At 56.8% G+C, this 14,881-nt stretch carries 15 protein-coding genes; 11 read left to right on the top strand and 4 right to left on the bottom strand.

The window, feature by feature from the left end:
- Positions 1-70 precede the first annotated feature (70 nt).
- The 4 genes from IB237_RS04755 to IB237_RS04740 form a co-directional block, all read right to left on the bottom strand.
- Complete coding sequence (locus tag IB237_RS04755) at positions 71-1,735, bottom strand: ABC transporter ATP-binding protein (RefSeq protein WP_192487424.1); 1,665 nt, start codon at positions 1,733-1,735, stop codon at positions 71-73.
- A gap of 96 nt (positions 1,736-1,831) precedes the next feature.
- On the bottom strand, positions 1,832-2,134 hold the full coding sequence (locus IB237_RS04750) for an AzlD family protein (RefSeq protein WP_192487423.1): 303 nt from the start codon (positions 2,132-2,134) through the stop codon (positions 1,832-1,834).
- A complete protein-coding gene (locus IB237_RS04745; protein ID WP_192487422.1) occupies positions 2,131-2,859 on the bottom strand; it encodes an AzlC family ABC transporter permease in 729 nt (242 codons plus the stop codon). Before IB237_RS04745 ends, IB237_RS04750 begins: the two co-directional genes overlap by 4 nt.
- Positions 2,860-2,971: 112 nt before the next feature.
- A complete protein-coding gene (locus IB237_RS04740; RefSeq protein ID WP_192487878.1) occupies positions 2,972-3,793 on the bottom strand; it encodes an AraC family transcriptional regulator in 822 nt (273 codons plus the stop codon).
- Positions 3,794-3,920: 127 nt separating this feature from the next.
- Here IB237_RS04740 and alr point away from each other — a divergent pair, with 127 nt between their 5' ends.
- The 11 genes from alr (at position 3,921) to rarD (ending at position 14,868) form a co-directional block, all read left to right on the top strand.
- Positions 3,921-5,087, top strand: coding sequence for an alanine racemase (alr, locus tag IB237_RS04735; protein ID WP_192487421.1), 1,167 nt, complete (start codon positions 3,921-3,923; stop codon positions 5,085-5,087).
- Between the two features lie 114 nt (positions 5,088-5,201).
- The gene (radA, locus tag IB237_RS04730; protein ID WP_192487420.1) at positions 5,202-6,608 is read left to right on the top strand and encodes a DNA repair protein RadA; all 1,407 of its coding nucleotides are present in this window, start codon (positions 5,202-5,204) and stop codon (positions 6,606-6,608) included.
- A gap of 90 nt (positions 6,609-6,698) precedes the next feature.
- Positions 6,699-7,286: a CvpA family protein gene (locus IB237_RS04725; protein ID WP_192487419.1), complete on the top strand. Its 588-nt coding sequence runs from the start codon at positions 6,699-6,701 to the stop codon at positions 7,284-7,286.
- Between the two features lie 232 nt (positions 7,287-7,518).
- Positions 7,519-9,012, top strand: a complete 1,494-nt coding sequence (purF, locus tag IB237_RS04720) for an amidophosphoribosyltransferase (RefSeq protein WP_192487418.1) — start codon at positions 7,519-7,521, stop codon at positions 9,010-9,012.
- 140 nt (positions 9,013-9,152) lie between these two features.
- Positions 9,153-9,893 (top strand): SDR family NAD(P)-dependent oxidoreductase, encoded by a 741-nt coding sequence (locus tag IB237_RS04715; RefSeq protein ID WP_192487417.1) that lies wholly within the window; start codon positions 9,153-9,155, stop codon positions 9,891-9,893.
- A 360-nt stretch (positions 9,894-10,253) separates the two neighbouring features.
- Complete coding sequence (cysS, locus tag IB237_RS04710; protein ID WP_192487416.1) at positions 10,254-11,633, top strand: cysteine--tRNA ligase; 1,380 nt, start codon at positions 10,254-10,256, stop codon at positions 11,631-11,633.
- A 79-nt stretch (positions 11,634-11,712) separates the two neighbouring features.
- Positions 11,713-11,820: a DUF559 domain-containing protein gene (locus tag IB237_RS26525; RefSeq protein ID WP_192487877.1), complete on the top strand. Its 108-nt coding sequence runs from the start codon at positions 11,713-11,715 to the stop codon at positions 11,818-11,820.
- Positions 11,817-12,290 (top strand): GFA family protein, encoded by a 474-nt coding sequence (locus tag IB237_RS04700; protein ID WP_192487415.1) that lies wholly within the window; start codon positions 11,817-11,819, stop codon positions 12,288-12,290. The genes IB237_RS26525 and IB237_RS04700 overlap by 4 nt, the downstream gene beginning before the upstream one ends.
- A 129-nt stretch (positions 12,291-12,419) precedes the next feature.
- The gene (locus IB237_RS04695) at positions 12,420-12,881 is read left to right on the top strand and encodes a GFA family protein (RefSeq protein ID WP_192487414.1); all 462 of its coding nucleotides are present in this window, start codon (positions 12,420-12,422) and stop codon (positions 12,879-12,881) included.
- Positions 12,878-13,834, top strand: a complete 957-nt coding sequence (gene pip, locus IB237_RS04690; protein WP_192487413.1) for a prolyl aminopeptidase — start codon at positions 12,878-12,880, stop codon at positions 13,832-13,834. The genes IB237_RS04695 and pip overlap by 4 nt, the downstream gene beginning before the upstream one ends.
- Positions 13,835-13,956: 122 nt before the next feature.
- The gene (gene rarD, locus IB237_RS04685; protein ID WP_192487412.1) at positions 13,957-14,868 is read left to right on the top strand and encodes an EamA family transporter RarD; all 912 of its coding nucleotides are present in this window, start codon (positions 13,957-13,959) and stop codon (positions 14,866-14,868) included.
- Positions 14,869-14,881 lie beyond the last annotated feature (13 nt).

Here is a 14,881-nt window from a genome sequence, read left to right as displayed (position 1 = left end):
GGGCGTTTCGTTTTCAATGTCTTGAGCTGGCGCTCTCAGAAATTGATTCCGAATATCGGGGATAACGCTCTCATTCTGCTTTAACGCCTGAAGGCAAAGCGATGACCTGATCCTGTGGACGGATACTGCTTTGGCGATGGGTGATCGCAATGATGGTCATGTCGGCATCGACCTTGCGTAACTGGTCCATGATCTCGCGTTCGGTTTCATCATCAAGCGCGGAGCTTGCCTCATCCAGCAACAGAATGACCGGCTCTGCATAAAGCGCCCGTGCAATGGCAATGCGCTGGCGCTCCCCTCCCGACAGCTTCAAGCCACGCTCTCCAACTTTGGTTTCGAAATTTTGTGGCATGGCCTCGATACGCTCAAGGATCGCCGCACGCTCGGTTGAACGGCGCAGCCGCGCTTCGTCATAGGGACGTCCCAGAACAATGTTGGCGGTGAGAGTGTCATTGAGCAGTTGCACTTCCTGAGGAACGATGCCAACCGCCGAAAACCAGTCATCTCGGTCGATCGTTGCAATATCGCGGCCATCGATACGGATATGCCCCTTTTGCGGCAGCATGGTTTTTTGCAGCAGCTTGAACAGGGTCGATTTTCCCGAACCGGTTTCGCCAGTGATAAAGGTGAGCCGTCCGGGCGACGCACGGAACGAGACATTTTCAACGCCGCGTCCATTTTCATAGCGGAAACCGACATCCTCAAATTCGATCACGCCCTGCGACAGAACCAGTCCGGCCTCCCCGCCCGCCCTTTCCTCTTCCGGTGCATTCCACATGCGGGCAAAGGGCGCAAAACGGGCTAGCGCCCTGACTGTTTCGTTGATCGACTGGCCAATCAGCTCAAACGGCACATTCAGCTGCAACAACAGCATGTTGAACAGCACGATGTCACCCACGGACAATTGCCCTTGTTCATAGCGTGGCAAAAGCAGGTAGAAGGTGATGATGAATTGCAGAGCCAGCGCCAGCGAAATCATTGCCACGAACACGATACGGCGCAGCGAATAGAGCCGCCAATTGTCGTAGATCGAACCTGCACTTTCGGCAAAGCGTGCCTTCATCCATTCCGTACTGGCGGTGTGCCGCAAAGGTTCGATCATGCTGATGGCATTACCGACAAAACCGGCATTCTGCTGTCCGGCATCAATGGCCTTTTCGAGATAGGGACCGGTGATGCGGTTGGAGACCAGTGTCAGACCGATAAAGATCGCACCGTAGAGACATACGATCAGCAGCACGTCAAAACTGATGACCGCGCCCAGCATCAGCGTTGCAAACAGGAAAGCCGAAATCCCAGGCAAAAACGAAATGAACATCATCTGCATGAAGATGGATGTTGCTGATGCGCCTTGCGTTTGCGCCGACTGGATTTCTGCCGGATTGTGATCGGTAAAAAACGATGGCGGTTTGTTGATGATCCGCTCGAAGAAACCGGTCGCAGCGATGTAATCCAGCCGTTCGGAATGGATGACGGCCATGTATTGCGTGCAGCGCTGCACGCCCATGGCACCGGCTGTCAGCAGCGCATAAAAGGTAAAGGCCAGCATCCAGCGCACCGGCGTATCCGGCAGATCGTCCACCAGCCGGGAAAAGACATAAGGGCCTGTGACAGCCAGTATCGATCCCGCAAGGATAGTCACGACAAGAAGGGAAATCGACAGCCGGGCATTCTTCCAGTAGTCAGAATAAATGCGAAGAAGCGGCCCGATTGCAGCCCTGTAGTTATTCCGCATAAACGGCACTCCCCAGGTTGAGACAACTCAAGGTGAATAACCGCAGTAAAGGTCGCGAGCGGGCATTTCAACCCGTAGCAGCCTGATGTTAGGGTTTCAAAAACCGATTGAACGCAGGACTGCGACCGTTGCCACGCCGGCAAAAGCCGCCGGCAGAAGTGACAGGCGAAGTGCGGCCACAGCCGTTACCAGACAGGCAATGCTTTCCGCCGTACCGGTTGACAAGGCGGTTGGCGTCACCACGGCCATCAGCACCGCTGGTGGCACCGATGACAGCGCCTTTTTCATGCGTGGGCCGGGATTGGTGTAGCGGACCAGTAGCAAACCGCCCATACGGGTGCTTACGGTTGCGACCATCATCGCAAGGATGGCAAAAAATGTTGATGTATCAAGGCTCATGCTGGTTGCTCCGCATCAGCCTTGTTCTCATCCGGCAAAGTTTCCGTCCGTCCAAAGGCTGCCACGGCCAGCCCGGCAAGTGCGCCCGTGGCAATGTACCAGGCACCGGGAATGTAGAGGTGTGTCACCCATGAGGTCAGCGCACTGGCCAGCAGCACAAGTCCGGTTTCGGTGCCCTTCCAGAACCCCATCAGCAACACGATGAACACGGCGGGAAAGGCAAAGTCGAGCCCGATCACCGTCATGTCGCCCATGACCGAGCCAAGCAAGGCGCCAGCCAGTGTCGAGACATTCCAGACGGCGTAGATCGATAGCGCAGCACTGGCAAAAAAGGCCGGTGTCAGCCTGGCCGTCATCGCACGGAATTCTGACAACGCCCACGATTCGTCCGTCAGTACCAGCATGGCGGCATATTTGCGCCAGCCGCTGAACCCATCGAGCTTCGAGGCGATGGACGCACTCATCAGCACGTGGCGCAGATTGACCAACAGAGCGGCAAAACCGAGCGCCACCCAGCTTGCCGGATGGGTCCATAAATCCATGGCAACGAACTGCGAGCCGCCGGCAAAGACAAACAGCGACATCAGGCAGGCCTCGAGTGCCGACAGCCCCTTTGAAACCGCGACCGCACCAAACACCGCGCCAATCGGTACCATCGCCACCAAAAGAGGCGCTGCGGCCCGCAACCCCGCCAGCATGTCACCCGACTTCACAATCTTTGCCATCATCATCTCCGATATTCTGGAAGATGGCAGGTAGAGAAGGATGATGGGTGCGTCTTGAACAAAAGTGATGGGGACCGAGAACAGCCCAGAACCGTTGCCAGACGATTTGGTCTCAGGCAGCGCGGAACTGACCCGGCGTAATGCCGGTGCGCGCTTTGAAGTGGCGGGTGAAATGCGCCTGATCGGCAAATCCGCATTCCAGTGCCACAGCGGCGGGATTATAGCCCAGCCGCAACAGACGACGCGCCTTGCGAATACGCACATCCGTCAGATAGGCATGTGGTGTAATGTAGAACTCTTTACGAAACGCCCGGATCAAATGCGCGCGGCTGAGCCCGGCAATGGCCGCCAGTTGTTCCAACCCGATGTCGATCTCGCAATTGTCAGTGAGATAATCCCTTACCCGGTAAACTGCGGTGCGTTCGCGCGTTTCCACCGGCAGGATGATCGTGCTGCCGTGGCGACGAAATAGTTCTGCCAGTACGCTGAACATTCCTTCATCGGCCTCCAGCGCACCGGACTTCTGCTCGAGCCGCTGATGGGCAATCTGGAACGCGGCGGCCATTTGCGGGTCTTTTGGCAAAAAGCGCGGGAAAGACGGCGTGCCATGAAACGCCCTGCCCGTCACGTCCTCAATCACCTCCTGCAACAACTCCATGTCGGGATAGATCATCCGGTAGCGATAACCTTCACCTCCCGGAGCACCATCGTGGATCTGGCCAGGATTGATCAGGTAAAGATTGCCGGGGCCAGTCTGCTCTCGGGTGCCATTGATCGTCGATATCTGCGAGCCGGATTCGATGGCGCCAATGCTGAAGGTCTCATGCGCGTGCGGGGAATATTCATGCGTCAGGAAAGTCGCGCTCAGGCACTCCATATCCCTGAACCGCCTGTCGCGCCAGAAACGTGTGGTTTCCGTCGTGGCAAGCGGCATATCGTCAAGGGCCTGTTTCTGCGAAACGCTGTGCATAGTGAAAGAATAAATCAATCCGTCATTACCGTCTTGAACAAAAGTGATAGGCTTTGGCGCAAATAGTTTATGAGCAGCATTGCGAGACAGCATGACCGATTTCGACGAAAGCCTTTCCGATTATGACGAATTCGAGCATGCGCCGCTGCGGCTGACCGTTGATCTAGGTGCACTGGCGGATAACTGGCGCGACATGAAAAAACGCTCCGGCAAGGCGCGGACCGCCGCGGTGGTCAAGGCCGACGCCTATGGTATGGGTATCGAAGATTGCGGCACCACGCTGTACCACGCCGGGGCACGGGACTTTTTCGTGGCAACAGTTGCCGAAGGCGTGACGCTGCGTCCGCACGCTCCCGAGGCCCGTATCTTCGTGCTGTCAGGCATCTGGCCGGGACAGGAAGCTCATTTATTCAACAATGATCTTGTGCCTGTCGTCGCGTCGGAAGAGCAACTGGCCTTCTGGATGTCGACCCTTGCCGAACGGGGTGATCATCCCTTCGCCCTTCATGTCGATACCGGTTTCAACCGTCTTGGATTGCCGCTGGATGAGGCACTGTTTCTGGCCGACGATATCTCGCGGCCAGCCAGCTTCGACCCGGTTCTCGTGCTATCTCACCTCGCATCGGCGGACACGCCCTCTTCTGCCATGAACAAGGCACAGCTTGAATCATTCCGTAAGGTTAGCGCTGCTTTCGAAGGTGTCGAATCAAGCCTTTCAGCGTCTGCTGGAATATTTTTGGGTCCAGACTATCACTTCGATCTGACCCGTCCCGGCATCGCGCTCTACGGTGGCGAAGCCGTCAATGACGTGGACAATCCGATGCGCCCGGTCGCCAAGGCGGAAGCCCGTATCATTCAGGTGCGTGAAGCCGGTGAAGGACAGACCGTCAGCTACGGTGGCACTTTCCTGCTCAAGCGCGCCAGCCGCCTTGCCATAGCATCAGTCGGTTATGCCGACGGTTATCAGCGTTCGCTTTCCGGTTCCGGCATTCCTTTGAGGGAAATGGGTTATGGTGGCGCCTATGGTTTCATCAACGGCCACCGGGTACCAGTTGCCGGTCGCGTGACCATGGACCTCACCATTTTCGATGTCACCGATGTGCCTGACAATGCCGTGCGCGCTGGAGATTACATTGAACTGTTCGGCTCAAATGTACCGGTGGATGAGGTCGCGCGTGCGGCAGGAACCATCGGCTATGAAATGCTGACGGGTCTTGGTCTACGCTATGAGCGGCAGTATTTGTTCGACGGCGAATAATTAAAACCGCACCGCCTTTAAACAACAGGCTTGCAAAGCCGACGGCAGGCGTTTATCCCGGCATTAAGTTCTTTATTTGTTCTCATTCAAGATACTGCCGGGAGCCACAATCGCATGGCCAAGACCAAAACCCAATTCGTGTGCCAGAACTGTGGCACGGTGCACACCCGCTGGGTTGGCAAGTGTGAAGGTTGCGGTGAGTGGAACACCATCATTGAAGATGACCTGATGGGTGGCATCGGCTCAGGGCCTGGCAAAACACCCAAGAAAGGTCGTCCGGTCGCTTTGACGGCACTATCAGGGGAATCAGAAGAAGCACCGCGCATTGCAACCGGCATGGACGAGTTGGACCGCGCCACCGGTGGCGGTTTCGTCCGCGGCTCAGCAGTGTTGATCGGTGGCGATCCCGGTATTGGTAAATCGACGCTGCTGATGCAGGCCGCCGCAGCCCTCTCCCGGCGCGGCCAGCGCATTATTTATGTGTCAGGTGAAGAGGCAGTGGCACAGGTTCGTCTGCGTGCGCAGCGTCTGGGTGCGGCACAAACCGATGTCCTGCTGGCGGCAGAAACCAATGTCGAAGATATTCTGGCGACAATTTCCGAAGGCAAGCGCCCGGATCTGGTAATTATCGATTCCATCCAGACCCTGTGGAGCGACACCGCCGATTCGGCACCCGGCACAGTCACCCAAGTACGTACCGGCGTACAGGCGATGATCCGTTTTGCCAAACAGACCGGTGCCGCCATGGTGCTTGTTGGCCATGTGACCAAGGAAGGCCAGATTGCCGGTCCGCGTGTCGTCGAACACATGGTGGATGCGGTGCTTTATTTTGAGGGCGACCGCGGTCACCACTACCGGATCCTGCGGACGGTGAAGAACCGTTTCGGACCGACGGATGAAATCGGCGTGTTCGAAATGTCCGACAAGGGACTGCGGGAAGTTTCCAATCCATCGGAGCTTTTTCTGGGTGAACGCAACGCAAAAGCCCCGGGCGCTGCGGTTTTTGCCGGCATGGAAGGCACCCGCCCTGTCCTGGTTGAAGTGCAGGCGCTGGTGGCAGCCACCTCTCTCGGCACACCGCGCCGCGCCGTTGTCGGTTGGGATTCGTCACGCCTTGCGATGATATTGGCGGTACTGGAAGCCCATTGCGGGGTGCGACTTGGCCAGCACGATGTGTACCTCAATGTCGCCGGCGGGTACCGCATTTCGGAACCGGCCGCCGACATGGCTGTGGCTTCCGCACTGGTTTCGTCGCTTGCCGGTCTTGCCCTTCCGGCCGATTGTGTTTATTTCGGCGAAGTCAGCCTGTCAGGAGCGGTAAGACCCGTTTCGCACACGGTGCAGCGGTTAAAGGAGGCGGAAAAACTGGGCTTTACCCAGGCGCTGCTTCCAACAGCATCGGCGGAATTGCCTAAAACCGGCAATGGCCGATGGGCAGAAATTGAAAGCCTGCCGGATCTCGTTGCGCGCATCGCAGGTTCCGCCAACCGCTTCAAACAGGTTGAGGAAGATGAATATTGATCCTTTCGCTGGCTAAGCCTGTGGTGTAAGAGGATCGCAAACAGGCAAGACGGTGCTTTGATAAAGCCCCGCGACCTTTGGAGCTGGTATATGCCCATCACGATTTTCGACGGTATTGTTCTCGCCGTTGTACTTTTCTCAGCCGTTCTGGCCATGGTGCGCGGTTTTTCCCGCGAAGTTCTGTCCATAGCAAGCTGGGTTGGTTCGGCTGCTGCCGCCTACTATCTCTACCCGGTTCTGGTGCCTTACGCCAACAACTACACCAATGACCACCGCATCGCGATTGCCGGTTCGGCAGGTGTGGTCTTTCTTGTTGCGCTGATCGTTATTTCGTTCATCACGTCCAAGATTGCCGACTTCATCATCGACAGCCGCATCGGCGCGCTGGACCGTACGCTTGGGTTCCTGTTCGGTGTGGCCCGCGGCCTTCTGCTGCTGGTCGTTGCACTGGCATTCTGGAACTGGCTGGTTGACGTCAAGATCCAGCCGACATGGATGACCCAGGCCAAGTCCAAGCCATTCCTCGACATGCTGGTGCAGAAGCTGGAAGCTGTGCTGCCAAGCAACATCGAGCCGGAAGTTCTTGATCGTATCATGGGCCGTAATCAGGACGCGACAACGGAACAGGCGCCTTCTGAAGAGGCCCCTGCAACCAACGCACCGGCAACAAACAATTGACACTGTGTTGCGTCTTGCGTGATACGCAAGACGCCTTACATGTGGTATGGTTTTTCAACAGAGCAGTAACGGACCTTCCCGGAGAAATATTTCACCGGTCAGGTCTTTGTTTTTTGGGCGCATGACTTTCAAATCACGACTATTTGAAGGTTGGGCGAAGATCAAAATATTACAGTACCTCGAACGCTTTATGAGATGAGGCACGGTACTGTAGGGAGCAAAGGCAAGACGCATGAACCAGCCGCTTTCGCATTCCACGATCAAAGATGTTATCGATGGCGACACGCTGCATGAAGAGTGTGGCGTGTTTGGCATTTTGGGGCATGAGGACGCAGCTACGCTGACCGCTCTTGGCCTGCATGCCTTGCAGCATCGTGGACAGGAAGCCGCCGGCATCGTTTCCTTCGACGGCAAGCGCTTCCATCAGGAACGCCATATGGGTCTGGTCGGTGATCATTATACCGACCCTGCAACCCTCGCCCGCCTGCCTGGCCATATCGCCATTGGTCACACTCGTTATTCTACCACTGGCGAAGTGGCGATGCGAAACGTGCAGCCGCTGTTTGCCGAACTGGAAGAAGGCGGTATTTCGATTGCCCATAACGGCAACTTCACCAATGGCCTGACCCTGCGTCGACAGATCATCGCTACTGGCGCAATCTGCCAGTCGACCTCCGATACCGAAGTTGTGTTGCACTTAATCGCCCGTTCGCGCCACAGCTCAACATCTGACCGTTTCATCGACGCAATCCGTCAGATGGAAGGCGGTTATTCGATGTTGGCCATGACACGCACCAAGCTGATTGCCGCACGCGACCCCACCGGTATTCGCCCGCTGGTCATGGGTGAACTGGACGGCAAGCCGATCTTCTGTTCGGAAACCTGTGCGCTCGACATTATCGGCGCGAAGTTCGTGCGCGATGTTGAAAACGGCGAAGTGATCATTTGCGAAGTGCAGCCGGATGGTTCGGTCACTATCGACGCCCGCAAGCCAAGCAAGCCGCAGCCGGAACGGCTGTGCCTGTTCGAATATGTATATTTTGCACGCCCTGACTCCGTGGTTGGCGGTCGCAACGTTTACACCACCCGCAAGAACATGGGTATGAACCTGGCCAAGGAAGCCCCGGTCGAAGGTGACGTCGTTGTGCCCGTGCCGGATGGTGGCACGCCTGCAGCGCTTGGTTTTGCCCAGCAAAGCGGCATTCCGTTCGAATACGGCATCATCCGTAACCACTATGTTGGTCGCACCTTCATCGAGCCTACCCAGCAGATCCGCGCTTTCGGCGTCAAGCTGAAGCACTCTGCCAACCGTGCAATGATTGAAGGCAAGCGCGTTGTGCTGGTCGACGATTCCATCGTCCGTGGCACGACTTCGGTCAAGATCGTACAGATGATCCGCGAAGCCGGCGCCAAGGAAGTTCACATCCGCGTTGCCAGCCCGATGATCTTCCACCCGGATTTCTACGGCATCGACACGCCTGACGCCGACAAGCTGCTGGCAAACCAGTACGCCAATGTCGAGGACATGGCGAAGTTCATCGGCGTGGATTCGCTGGCCTTCCTGTCGATCAACGGCCTGTACCGCGCCGTTGGTGGTGAGGACCGCAACAATGCGCGTCCGCAATTCACCGATCATTACTTCACGGGTGATTACCCGACCCGCCTTCTCGATCAGAACGGCGAGGCCATGGGCAGCAAGATATCGATGTTGGCCAGCAACGGCTGATAAACCAAGCTTTAGCCCGCGCCCACTGCGCGGGCTTTTTGTTTGTGGCAGTTGCTTTGCGACCTTCTGGCCTATTGCCGCCCATGTCGCTTCCTCATAAGACGGCAGTCACAGACTGATTTACTCTTCGGGGGAGACACATGACCATCGACCTTACTGGCCGGATCGCACTGGTAACTGGTGCTTCACGCGGCATCGGCTACTTCACCGCACTGGAACTGGCAAAAGCTGGCGCGCACGTCATCGCCTGCGCGCGTACGGTTGGCGGACTTGAGGAACTGGACGATGCCATCCAGGCCGCAGGCGGCTCGGCCACGCTGGTGCCGTTCGATCTCGCTGATATGAATGCCATCGATGGTCTTGGCGCCTCCATTAACGAACGCTGGGGCAAGCTTGATATTCTGGTGGCCAATGCCGGTGTGCTGGGTGTGATTTCCCCCATCGGCCATATCGAGGCGAAAGTCTTTGAAAAGGTCATGACCATCAACGTCACCTCGACCTGGCGTCTGATCCGTTCGGTGGAGCCGCTGCTCATCAAATCTGACGCCGGTCGCGCCATCCTGCTGTCGTCGGGCGTTGCCCATTCCTGTCGCCCGTTCTGGAGCGCGTACTCCGCCTCCAAGGCTGCTGTGGAAGCGCTCGGCCGCACATGGGCTGCAGAAACGCAGAAGACTGCGCTACGCATCAACTGCGTCAATCCCGGTGCAACACGCACTGCCATGCGCGCGCAGGCGGTTCCAGGCGAAGATCCGTCGACGCTGCCGACACCGTCCGATGTTGCAAAGACCCTGCTGCCATTGCTGGCACCTGAGCAGACCGAAACCGGCAAGCTTTTCTCTGTGCGTGACAACAAGTTCCTGGACTACCGTCTGCCGGAATAAGACCTGCCAAAACATACCTCCCAAGTGGAGACCTGTTCCAGGAGGCATGACACCGCAGCAAGGTTGCAGGCTCTTGACCAAATCTATCGGGCGCGCCATAAGGCTGACCATGAAAATGGCGCCCTTCAACCATGGTTTTGATACGGTTTGCGACATCGACTCGAAGATCATTCTTGATGTTCGCGGCGCACGATGTTCCTGTTCAGACAGCTAAGCGGATTTTGTGCAGACACCTGCACAGTCACGTCACTCAAAGCACGTTATCTAGTCTCCAAACCGGCCCGGCTGTTTCGCATCTTCTCAACGGCAAGATGACAAACGCACCCGCGCCAGTTACGGTTCTGTTCGGGAGAATTTGAAATGAACCTGAAATTTTATAATACCCTGACCCGCGAAAAGGCCGCATTTGCGCCTATCGATGAACAGAACGTGCGCATGTATGTCTGCGGCCCAACCGTTTATGACTTTGCCCATATTGGCAATGCGCGGCCCGTAATCGTGTTTGACGTGCTCTTCCGTGTGCTGCGCCATGTCTATGGTGAGAAGCATGTCACCTATGCCCGCAACATCACCGACGTCGACGACAAGATCAATGCGCGTGCGCTGCGTGACTACCCGCACCTGCCGCTCAATGACGCCATTCATGCGGTGACCCAGAAGACCGCAGAGCAGTTCCATCAGGATGTTGCTGCACTTGGCAATCTCGAGCCCACCATCGAGCCGCGTGCGACCGACAATATCGCCCAGATGATCGATATCATCGAAAAGCTGATTGCCCGCGGTCATGCCTACAATGCGGGCGGTGAAGTGCTTTTCGACACCCATTCGATGACCGACTACGGCCAGTTGTCTAAGCGACCGCTGGATGAGCAGCAAGCTGGCGCCCGCGTTGCCGTCGATGCTCACAAAAAACATCCGTCCGATTTCGTTTTGTGGAAGCTGTCCAGCGATAACGAACCCGGCTGGGAAAGCCCGTGGGGTCGTGGTCGTCCGGGCTGGCACATTGAGTGCTCGGCAATGTCCGGCCGTTACCTCGGCGAAGTTTTCGATATTCACGGCGGCGGTCTCGACCTGATTTTCCCGCACCATGAAAACGAGATTGCCCAGTCGCGTTGCGCGCATGGCACGCATGTGATGGCCAATCTGTGGATGCATAACGGCTTCGTGCAGGTTGAAGGCCGCAAGATGTCCAAGTCGGACGGCAACTTCTTCACCATCTACGAATTGTTGCATACCAACAAATTCGGCGACCGGCAGTGGCCGGGCGAGGTTTTGCGCCTCGCCATGCTGATGACCCATTACCGCGAGCCGATTGACTTCTCGGTCAAGCGACTGGAAGAGGCCGAACGGTTGCTGGCGAAGTGGCCAGCGGCTGAGCCGGGCGATGCCACACCTGACGCAACGGTTCTGGATGCGCTTGCCGATGACCTGAATACGGTTGCTGCCGTACAGGCGTTGCATGCTCTGGCGCAGGCCGCCAACGCCGACCGGTCAAAGATCGCGGTCTTTGCTGCCAGTGCGGCCCTTCTCGGTGTCTTACCAAAGAAGGCGGAAGTGGATGAAGCCGTTGCTGCGGCTATCGATTCGCTGGTGGAATTGCGCCTTGAAATGCTGAAAGCCAAGAACTTCACTGAAGCGGATCGCATTCGTGACGAGCTTGCTGAAAAGGGCATTCAGCTCAAGGACGGCAAGGACAAGGAAACTGGCGAACGGGTGACGACCTGGGAATTAAAGCGCTAACAGCGCCTTCCCTGTCCGGCTCGATCTTCAATAGATCATCGCTCGGATGAGCGATGATCAGTAATATAGGAAACTTGAACTGCAACACGGATCGACCGTCCTGCGTTTCTGGAACAACGATGTCCTGCAAGATATCGACAATGTTAGTCTTCATGCTTTGCGGATGAAACAAGGAAGCCAGCCATGACGATTTACACCGGTGGATGCCAGTGTGGCGCGATACGTTTTCGTGCCGAGGGTGACCTGAAAGACAGCTCCATCTGCCATTGCCGCATGTGCCAGAAGGCATTTGGCGCTTATTATGCGCCGCTGGTGTCGGTGCGAAAAGCGAACTTCAGCTGGACGCGAGGTGAACCGAAACGGTTCCAGTCATCCGATGTGGTGAAGCGCGGATTTTGTGCCGACTGCGGCACACCGCTAACCTATGAAGCGCCTGATGGCATGGCCATTGCCGCCGGTGCCTTCGACAATCCGTCCTTGCTGCCGCCTGTTATCCAGTGGGGTGTCGAAAACAAGGTTGGCTTTGTGGACGATCTGCACCGCCTGCATGCCGTCGCGACCGAGGAAGATTTGACCTCTGTGGATTATCTGGTCAATCTGACATCTTACCAACACCCTGATCACGACACGACAAATTGGCCAGACACAAAAGCATGACCACGCAAGATACACGCATGAAAATGCCCACGTGGCTGCTCTATGGGGTGATTGCCAAGGGCGCTCTGATCGTGATCGTGACTAGTGCCGTCATAACCTATGTAGTCCTGAAGTAAGCAAAGGCGCATCATGCAAGAGAGCGGATTTTCCGGTGGCTGCCAGTGCGGCGCAGTGCGGTTTCATGCGGGCAAGATCGGACGACCATCAATCTGCCATTGCCGCATGTGCCAGAAACAGTTTGGCAATTTTTTCGGTGCGCTTGTCAGCGCCGATCAGGCCCATCTGACATGGACACGTGGTCAGCCAAAGCTGTTCCGGTCTTCTGCCAAGATCCACCGTGGCTTCTGCGAAAAATGCGGCACGCCCCTGACCTATCATTACCCCGGCGGTGTAGAGCTGGCCATTGGCGCGTTCGACACGCCAGAGGTGCTGGAGCCACAGGTTCAGGTCAATTTCGAACATCGCATGCCATGGATCGACCATCTTTTTGAAAAACCGTCGGTCCAGCAGAGCGTGGATGAAGCCACCATCATTTCTTTCCAGCATCCCGACCATGACACTGAAGTCTGGCCGCCAGAGGACCAAGCATGAGCAATGACCTTCGTACCCTCTATCCCGAGATCGAGCCCTATGCGACGGGCATGCTGGATGTCGGTGACGGGCATACGATCTATTGGGAACGGGTCGGCACACCCGGCGCAAAACCGGCGGTTTTCCTACATGGCGGCCCAGGCGGCGGCGTCAACGCCATGCAGCGGCGTATCTTCGACCCGGCGCTCTACGATGTCGTTCTGTTTGACCAGCGCGGCTGTGGCCGCTCGACACCGCACGCCCATCTGGGAGCCAATACGACCTGGCACCTTGTTGATGACATCGAGCGTCTGCGTGCGATGGTCGGTGTCGACACATGGCTGGTGGTCGGTGGGTCATGGGGCTCGACACTGGCACTTGCCTATGCCGAAACCCATCCAGACCGCGTTAGTGAATTGGTCCTGCGTGGCATCTATACCGTGACCAAGCCGGAGATGGATTGGTATTATCAGTTCGGCGTCTCGGAGATGTATCCCGATCGCTGGGAAAAATTCATTGCGCCCATTCCGGAACAGGAACGTGGCGACCTGATGCTGGCCTATCACCGGTACCTGACTGGCGACGATGAGGCCAAGAAACTGGAATGCGCCAAAGCCTGGAGCCAGTGGGAAGGTGCCACCATATGCCTGCTGCCCAGCGACGATCTTCTGGCCAAACACGGTGACGATACATTTGCCATCGCCTTTGCGCGCCTGGAGAACCACTATTTCGTCAACAACTGCTGGCTTGAAGAAGAGCAGCTGTTGCGGAATGCCCACAAGCTCAAAGACATTCCCGGCGTCATCGCACATGGTCGTTACGACATGCCCTGCCCGCTGAAATATGCCTGGCAATTGGCCAAGGCATGGCCGAAGGCGGAGCTTCATGTCATCGAAGGTGCGGGACACGCGCTCTCAGAACCGGGCATTCTGGATCGCACCATCCGCGCCCTTGACCAATTTGCCGGCAAATAACGGCCTGAACGTGTGTCAGCACGGTGAAGCTTTGCTGATCGATGGTTCACTGAAATGAATTGGCTTATTCTGCCGGACTGGACTATTGCGTTCTCAATAAAAAAATCCGGCAGGAAACCCCAATGGAAATCGAACGCATCACCCCCGCTGCACCACGCAGCGAAAGCACGCGCGGATTCAGCCTTGCGTTGAGCGCCTATCTTCTGTGGGGTATTTTGCCGCTCTACATCAAGGCAGTGGCGCATATCTCACCAGCAGAAGTGCTGGCCCACCGGGTTCTCTGGTCGATTCCCATTGCGGCCGTCGTGCTGATTGTGCTGGGCCAGACCAAGGACCTCAAGGCGGCCTTTCGGTCGCCGCGCACCATTCTGCTTGCCTGCATGACGGCAACGCTGATCACCATCAACTGGGGCATTTATGTCTGGGCGATTGGTGCCGGTCACGCAATCGATGCGGCCCTGGGTTACTTCATCAACCCGCTGTTCAGCATCTTTCTCGGCGCGGTGCTGCTGAAAGAACGTCTGCTTCCCATGCAGATCGCAGCCATTTCTCTTGCCGCGGTCGCCGTCGTGATCCTGACCTGGGATGCTGGCACCATGCCGTGGGTAGCGCTTGGCCTGACATGTTCTTGGGGTTTTTACGGCTTCTTCCGCAAGACACTGCCGGTTGGCGCCAATCAGGGCTTTTTGCTCGAGGTTCTGCTGCTCAGCCCGGCTGCCATTGGCTACATGATCTATCTTGGCATGACGGGCAGCGGCCATTTCCTGGCCGATAGCTCCAGTGACACGATCCTGCTTCTGGTTGCTGGTGCCGTGACGGCCATACCGCTGATGCTTTACGGCAATGGCGCCAAGCTGCTGCAGCTTTCGACCATCGGCATTATGCAATATATCGCGCCGACCATCGTCTTCCTGATTGCGGTGTTCCTGTTCAACGAACATTTCAGCACGGCCAAACTGGTCTCGTTCTGCCTGATCTGGACTGCATTGGTGATTTATACATTCGCCATGCTGCGGCAGCTCAAAGGCCGCTAAAGCATGAGACTTT

It is taken from the genome of Agrobacterium sp. AGB01 (genome assembly GCF_014851585.1).
GTDB lineage: Bacteria > Pseudomonadota > Alphaproteobacteria > Rhizobiales > Rhizobiaceae > Agrobacterium.
Note: the sequence above shows the minus strand (reverse complement) of the source record. Positions and strands in the feature narration are given on the sequence as shown.

Coding starts and splice junctions, on each gene's coding strand:
- IB237_RS04755 (WP_192487424.1), bottom strand. CDS start 1,735: ATGCGGAATAACTACAGGGCTGCAATCGGGCCGCTTCTTCGCATTTAT.
- IB237_RS04750 (WP_192487423.1), bottom strand. CDS start 2,134: ATGAGCCTTGATACATCAACATTTTTTGCCATCCTTGCGATGATGGTC.
- IB237_RS04745 (WP_192487422.1), bottom strand. CDS start 2,859: ATGGCAAAGATTGTGAAGTCGGGTGACATGCTGGCGGGGTTGCGGGCC.
- IB237_RS04740 (WP_192487878.1), bottom strand. CDS start 3,793: ATGCCGCTTGCCACGACGGAAACCACACGTTTCTGGCGCGACAGGCGG.
- alr (WP_192487421.1), top strand. CDS start 3,921: ATGACCGATTTCGACGAAAGCCTTTCCGATTATGACGAATTCGAGCAT.
- radA (WP_192487420.1), top strand. CDS start 5,202: ATGGCCAAGACCAAAACCCAATTCGTGTGCCAGAACTGTGGCACGGTG.
- IB237_RS04725 (WP_192487419.1), top strand. CDS start 6,699: ATGCCCATCACGATTTTCGACGGTATTGTTCTCGCCGTTGTACTTTTC.
- purF (WP_192487418.1), top strand. CDS start 7,519: ATGAACCAGCCGCTTTCGCATTCCACGATCAAAGATGTTATCGATGGC.
- IB237_RS04715 (WP_192487417.1), top strand. CDS start 9,153: ATGACCATCGACCTTACTGGCCGGATCGCACTGGTAACTGGTGCTTCA.
- cysS (WP_192487416.1), top strand. CDS start 10,254: ATGAACCTGAAATTTTATAATACCCTGACCCGCGAAAAGGCCGCATTT.
- IB237_RS04700 (WP_192487415.1), top strand. CDS start 11,817: ATGACGATTTACACCGGTGGATGCCAGTGTGGCGCGATACGTTTTCGT.
- IB237_RS04695 (WP_192487414.1), top strand. CDS start 12,420: ATGCAAGAGAGCGGATTTTCCGGTGGCTGCCAGTGCGGCGCAGTGCGG.
- pip (WP_192487413.1), top strand. CDS start 12,878: ATGAGCAATGACCTTCGTACCCTCTATCCCGAGATCGAGCCCTATGCG.
- rarD (WP_192487412.1), top strand. CDS start 13,957: ATGGAAATCGAACGCATCACCCCCGCTGCACCACGCAGCGAAAGCACG.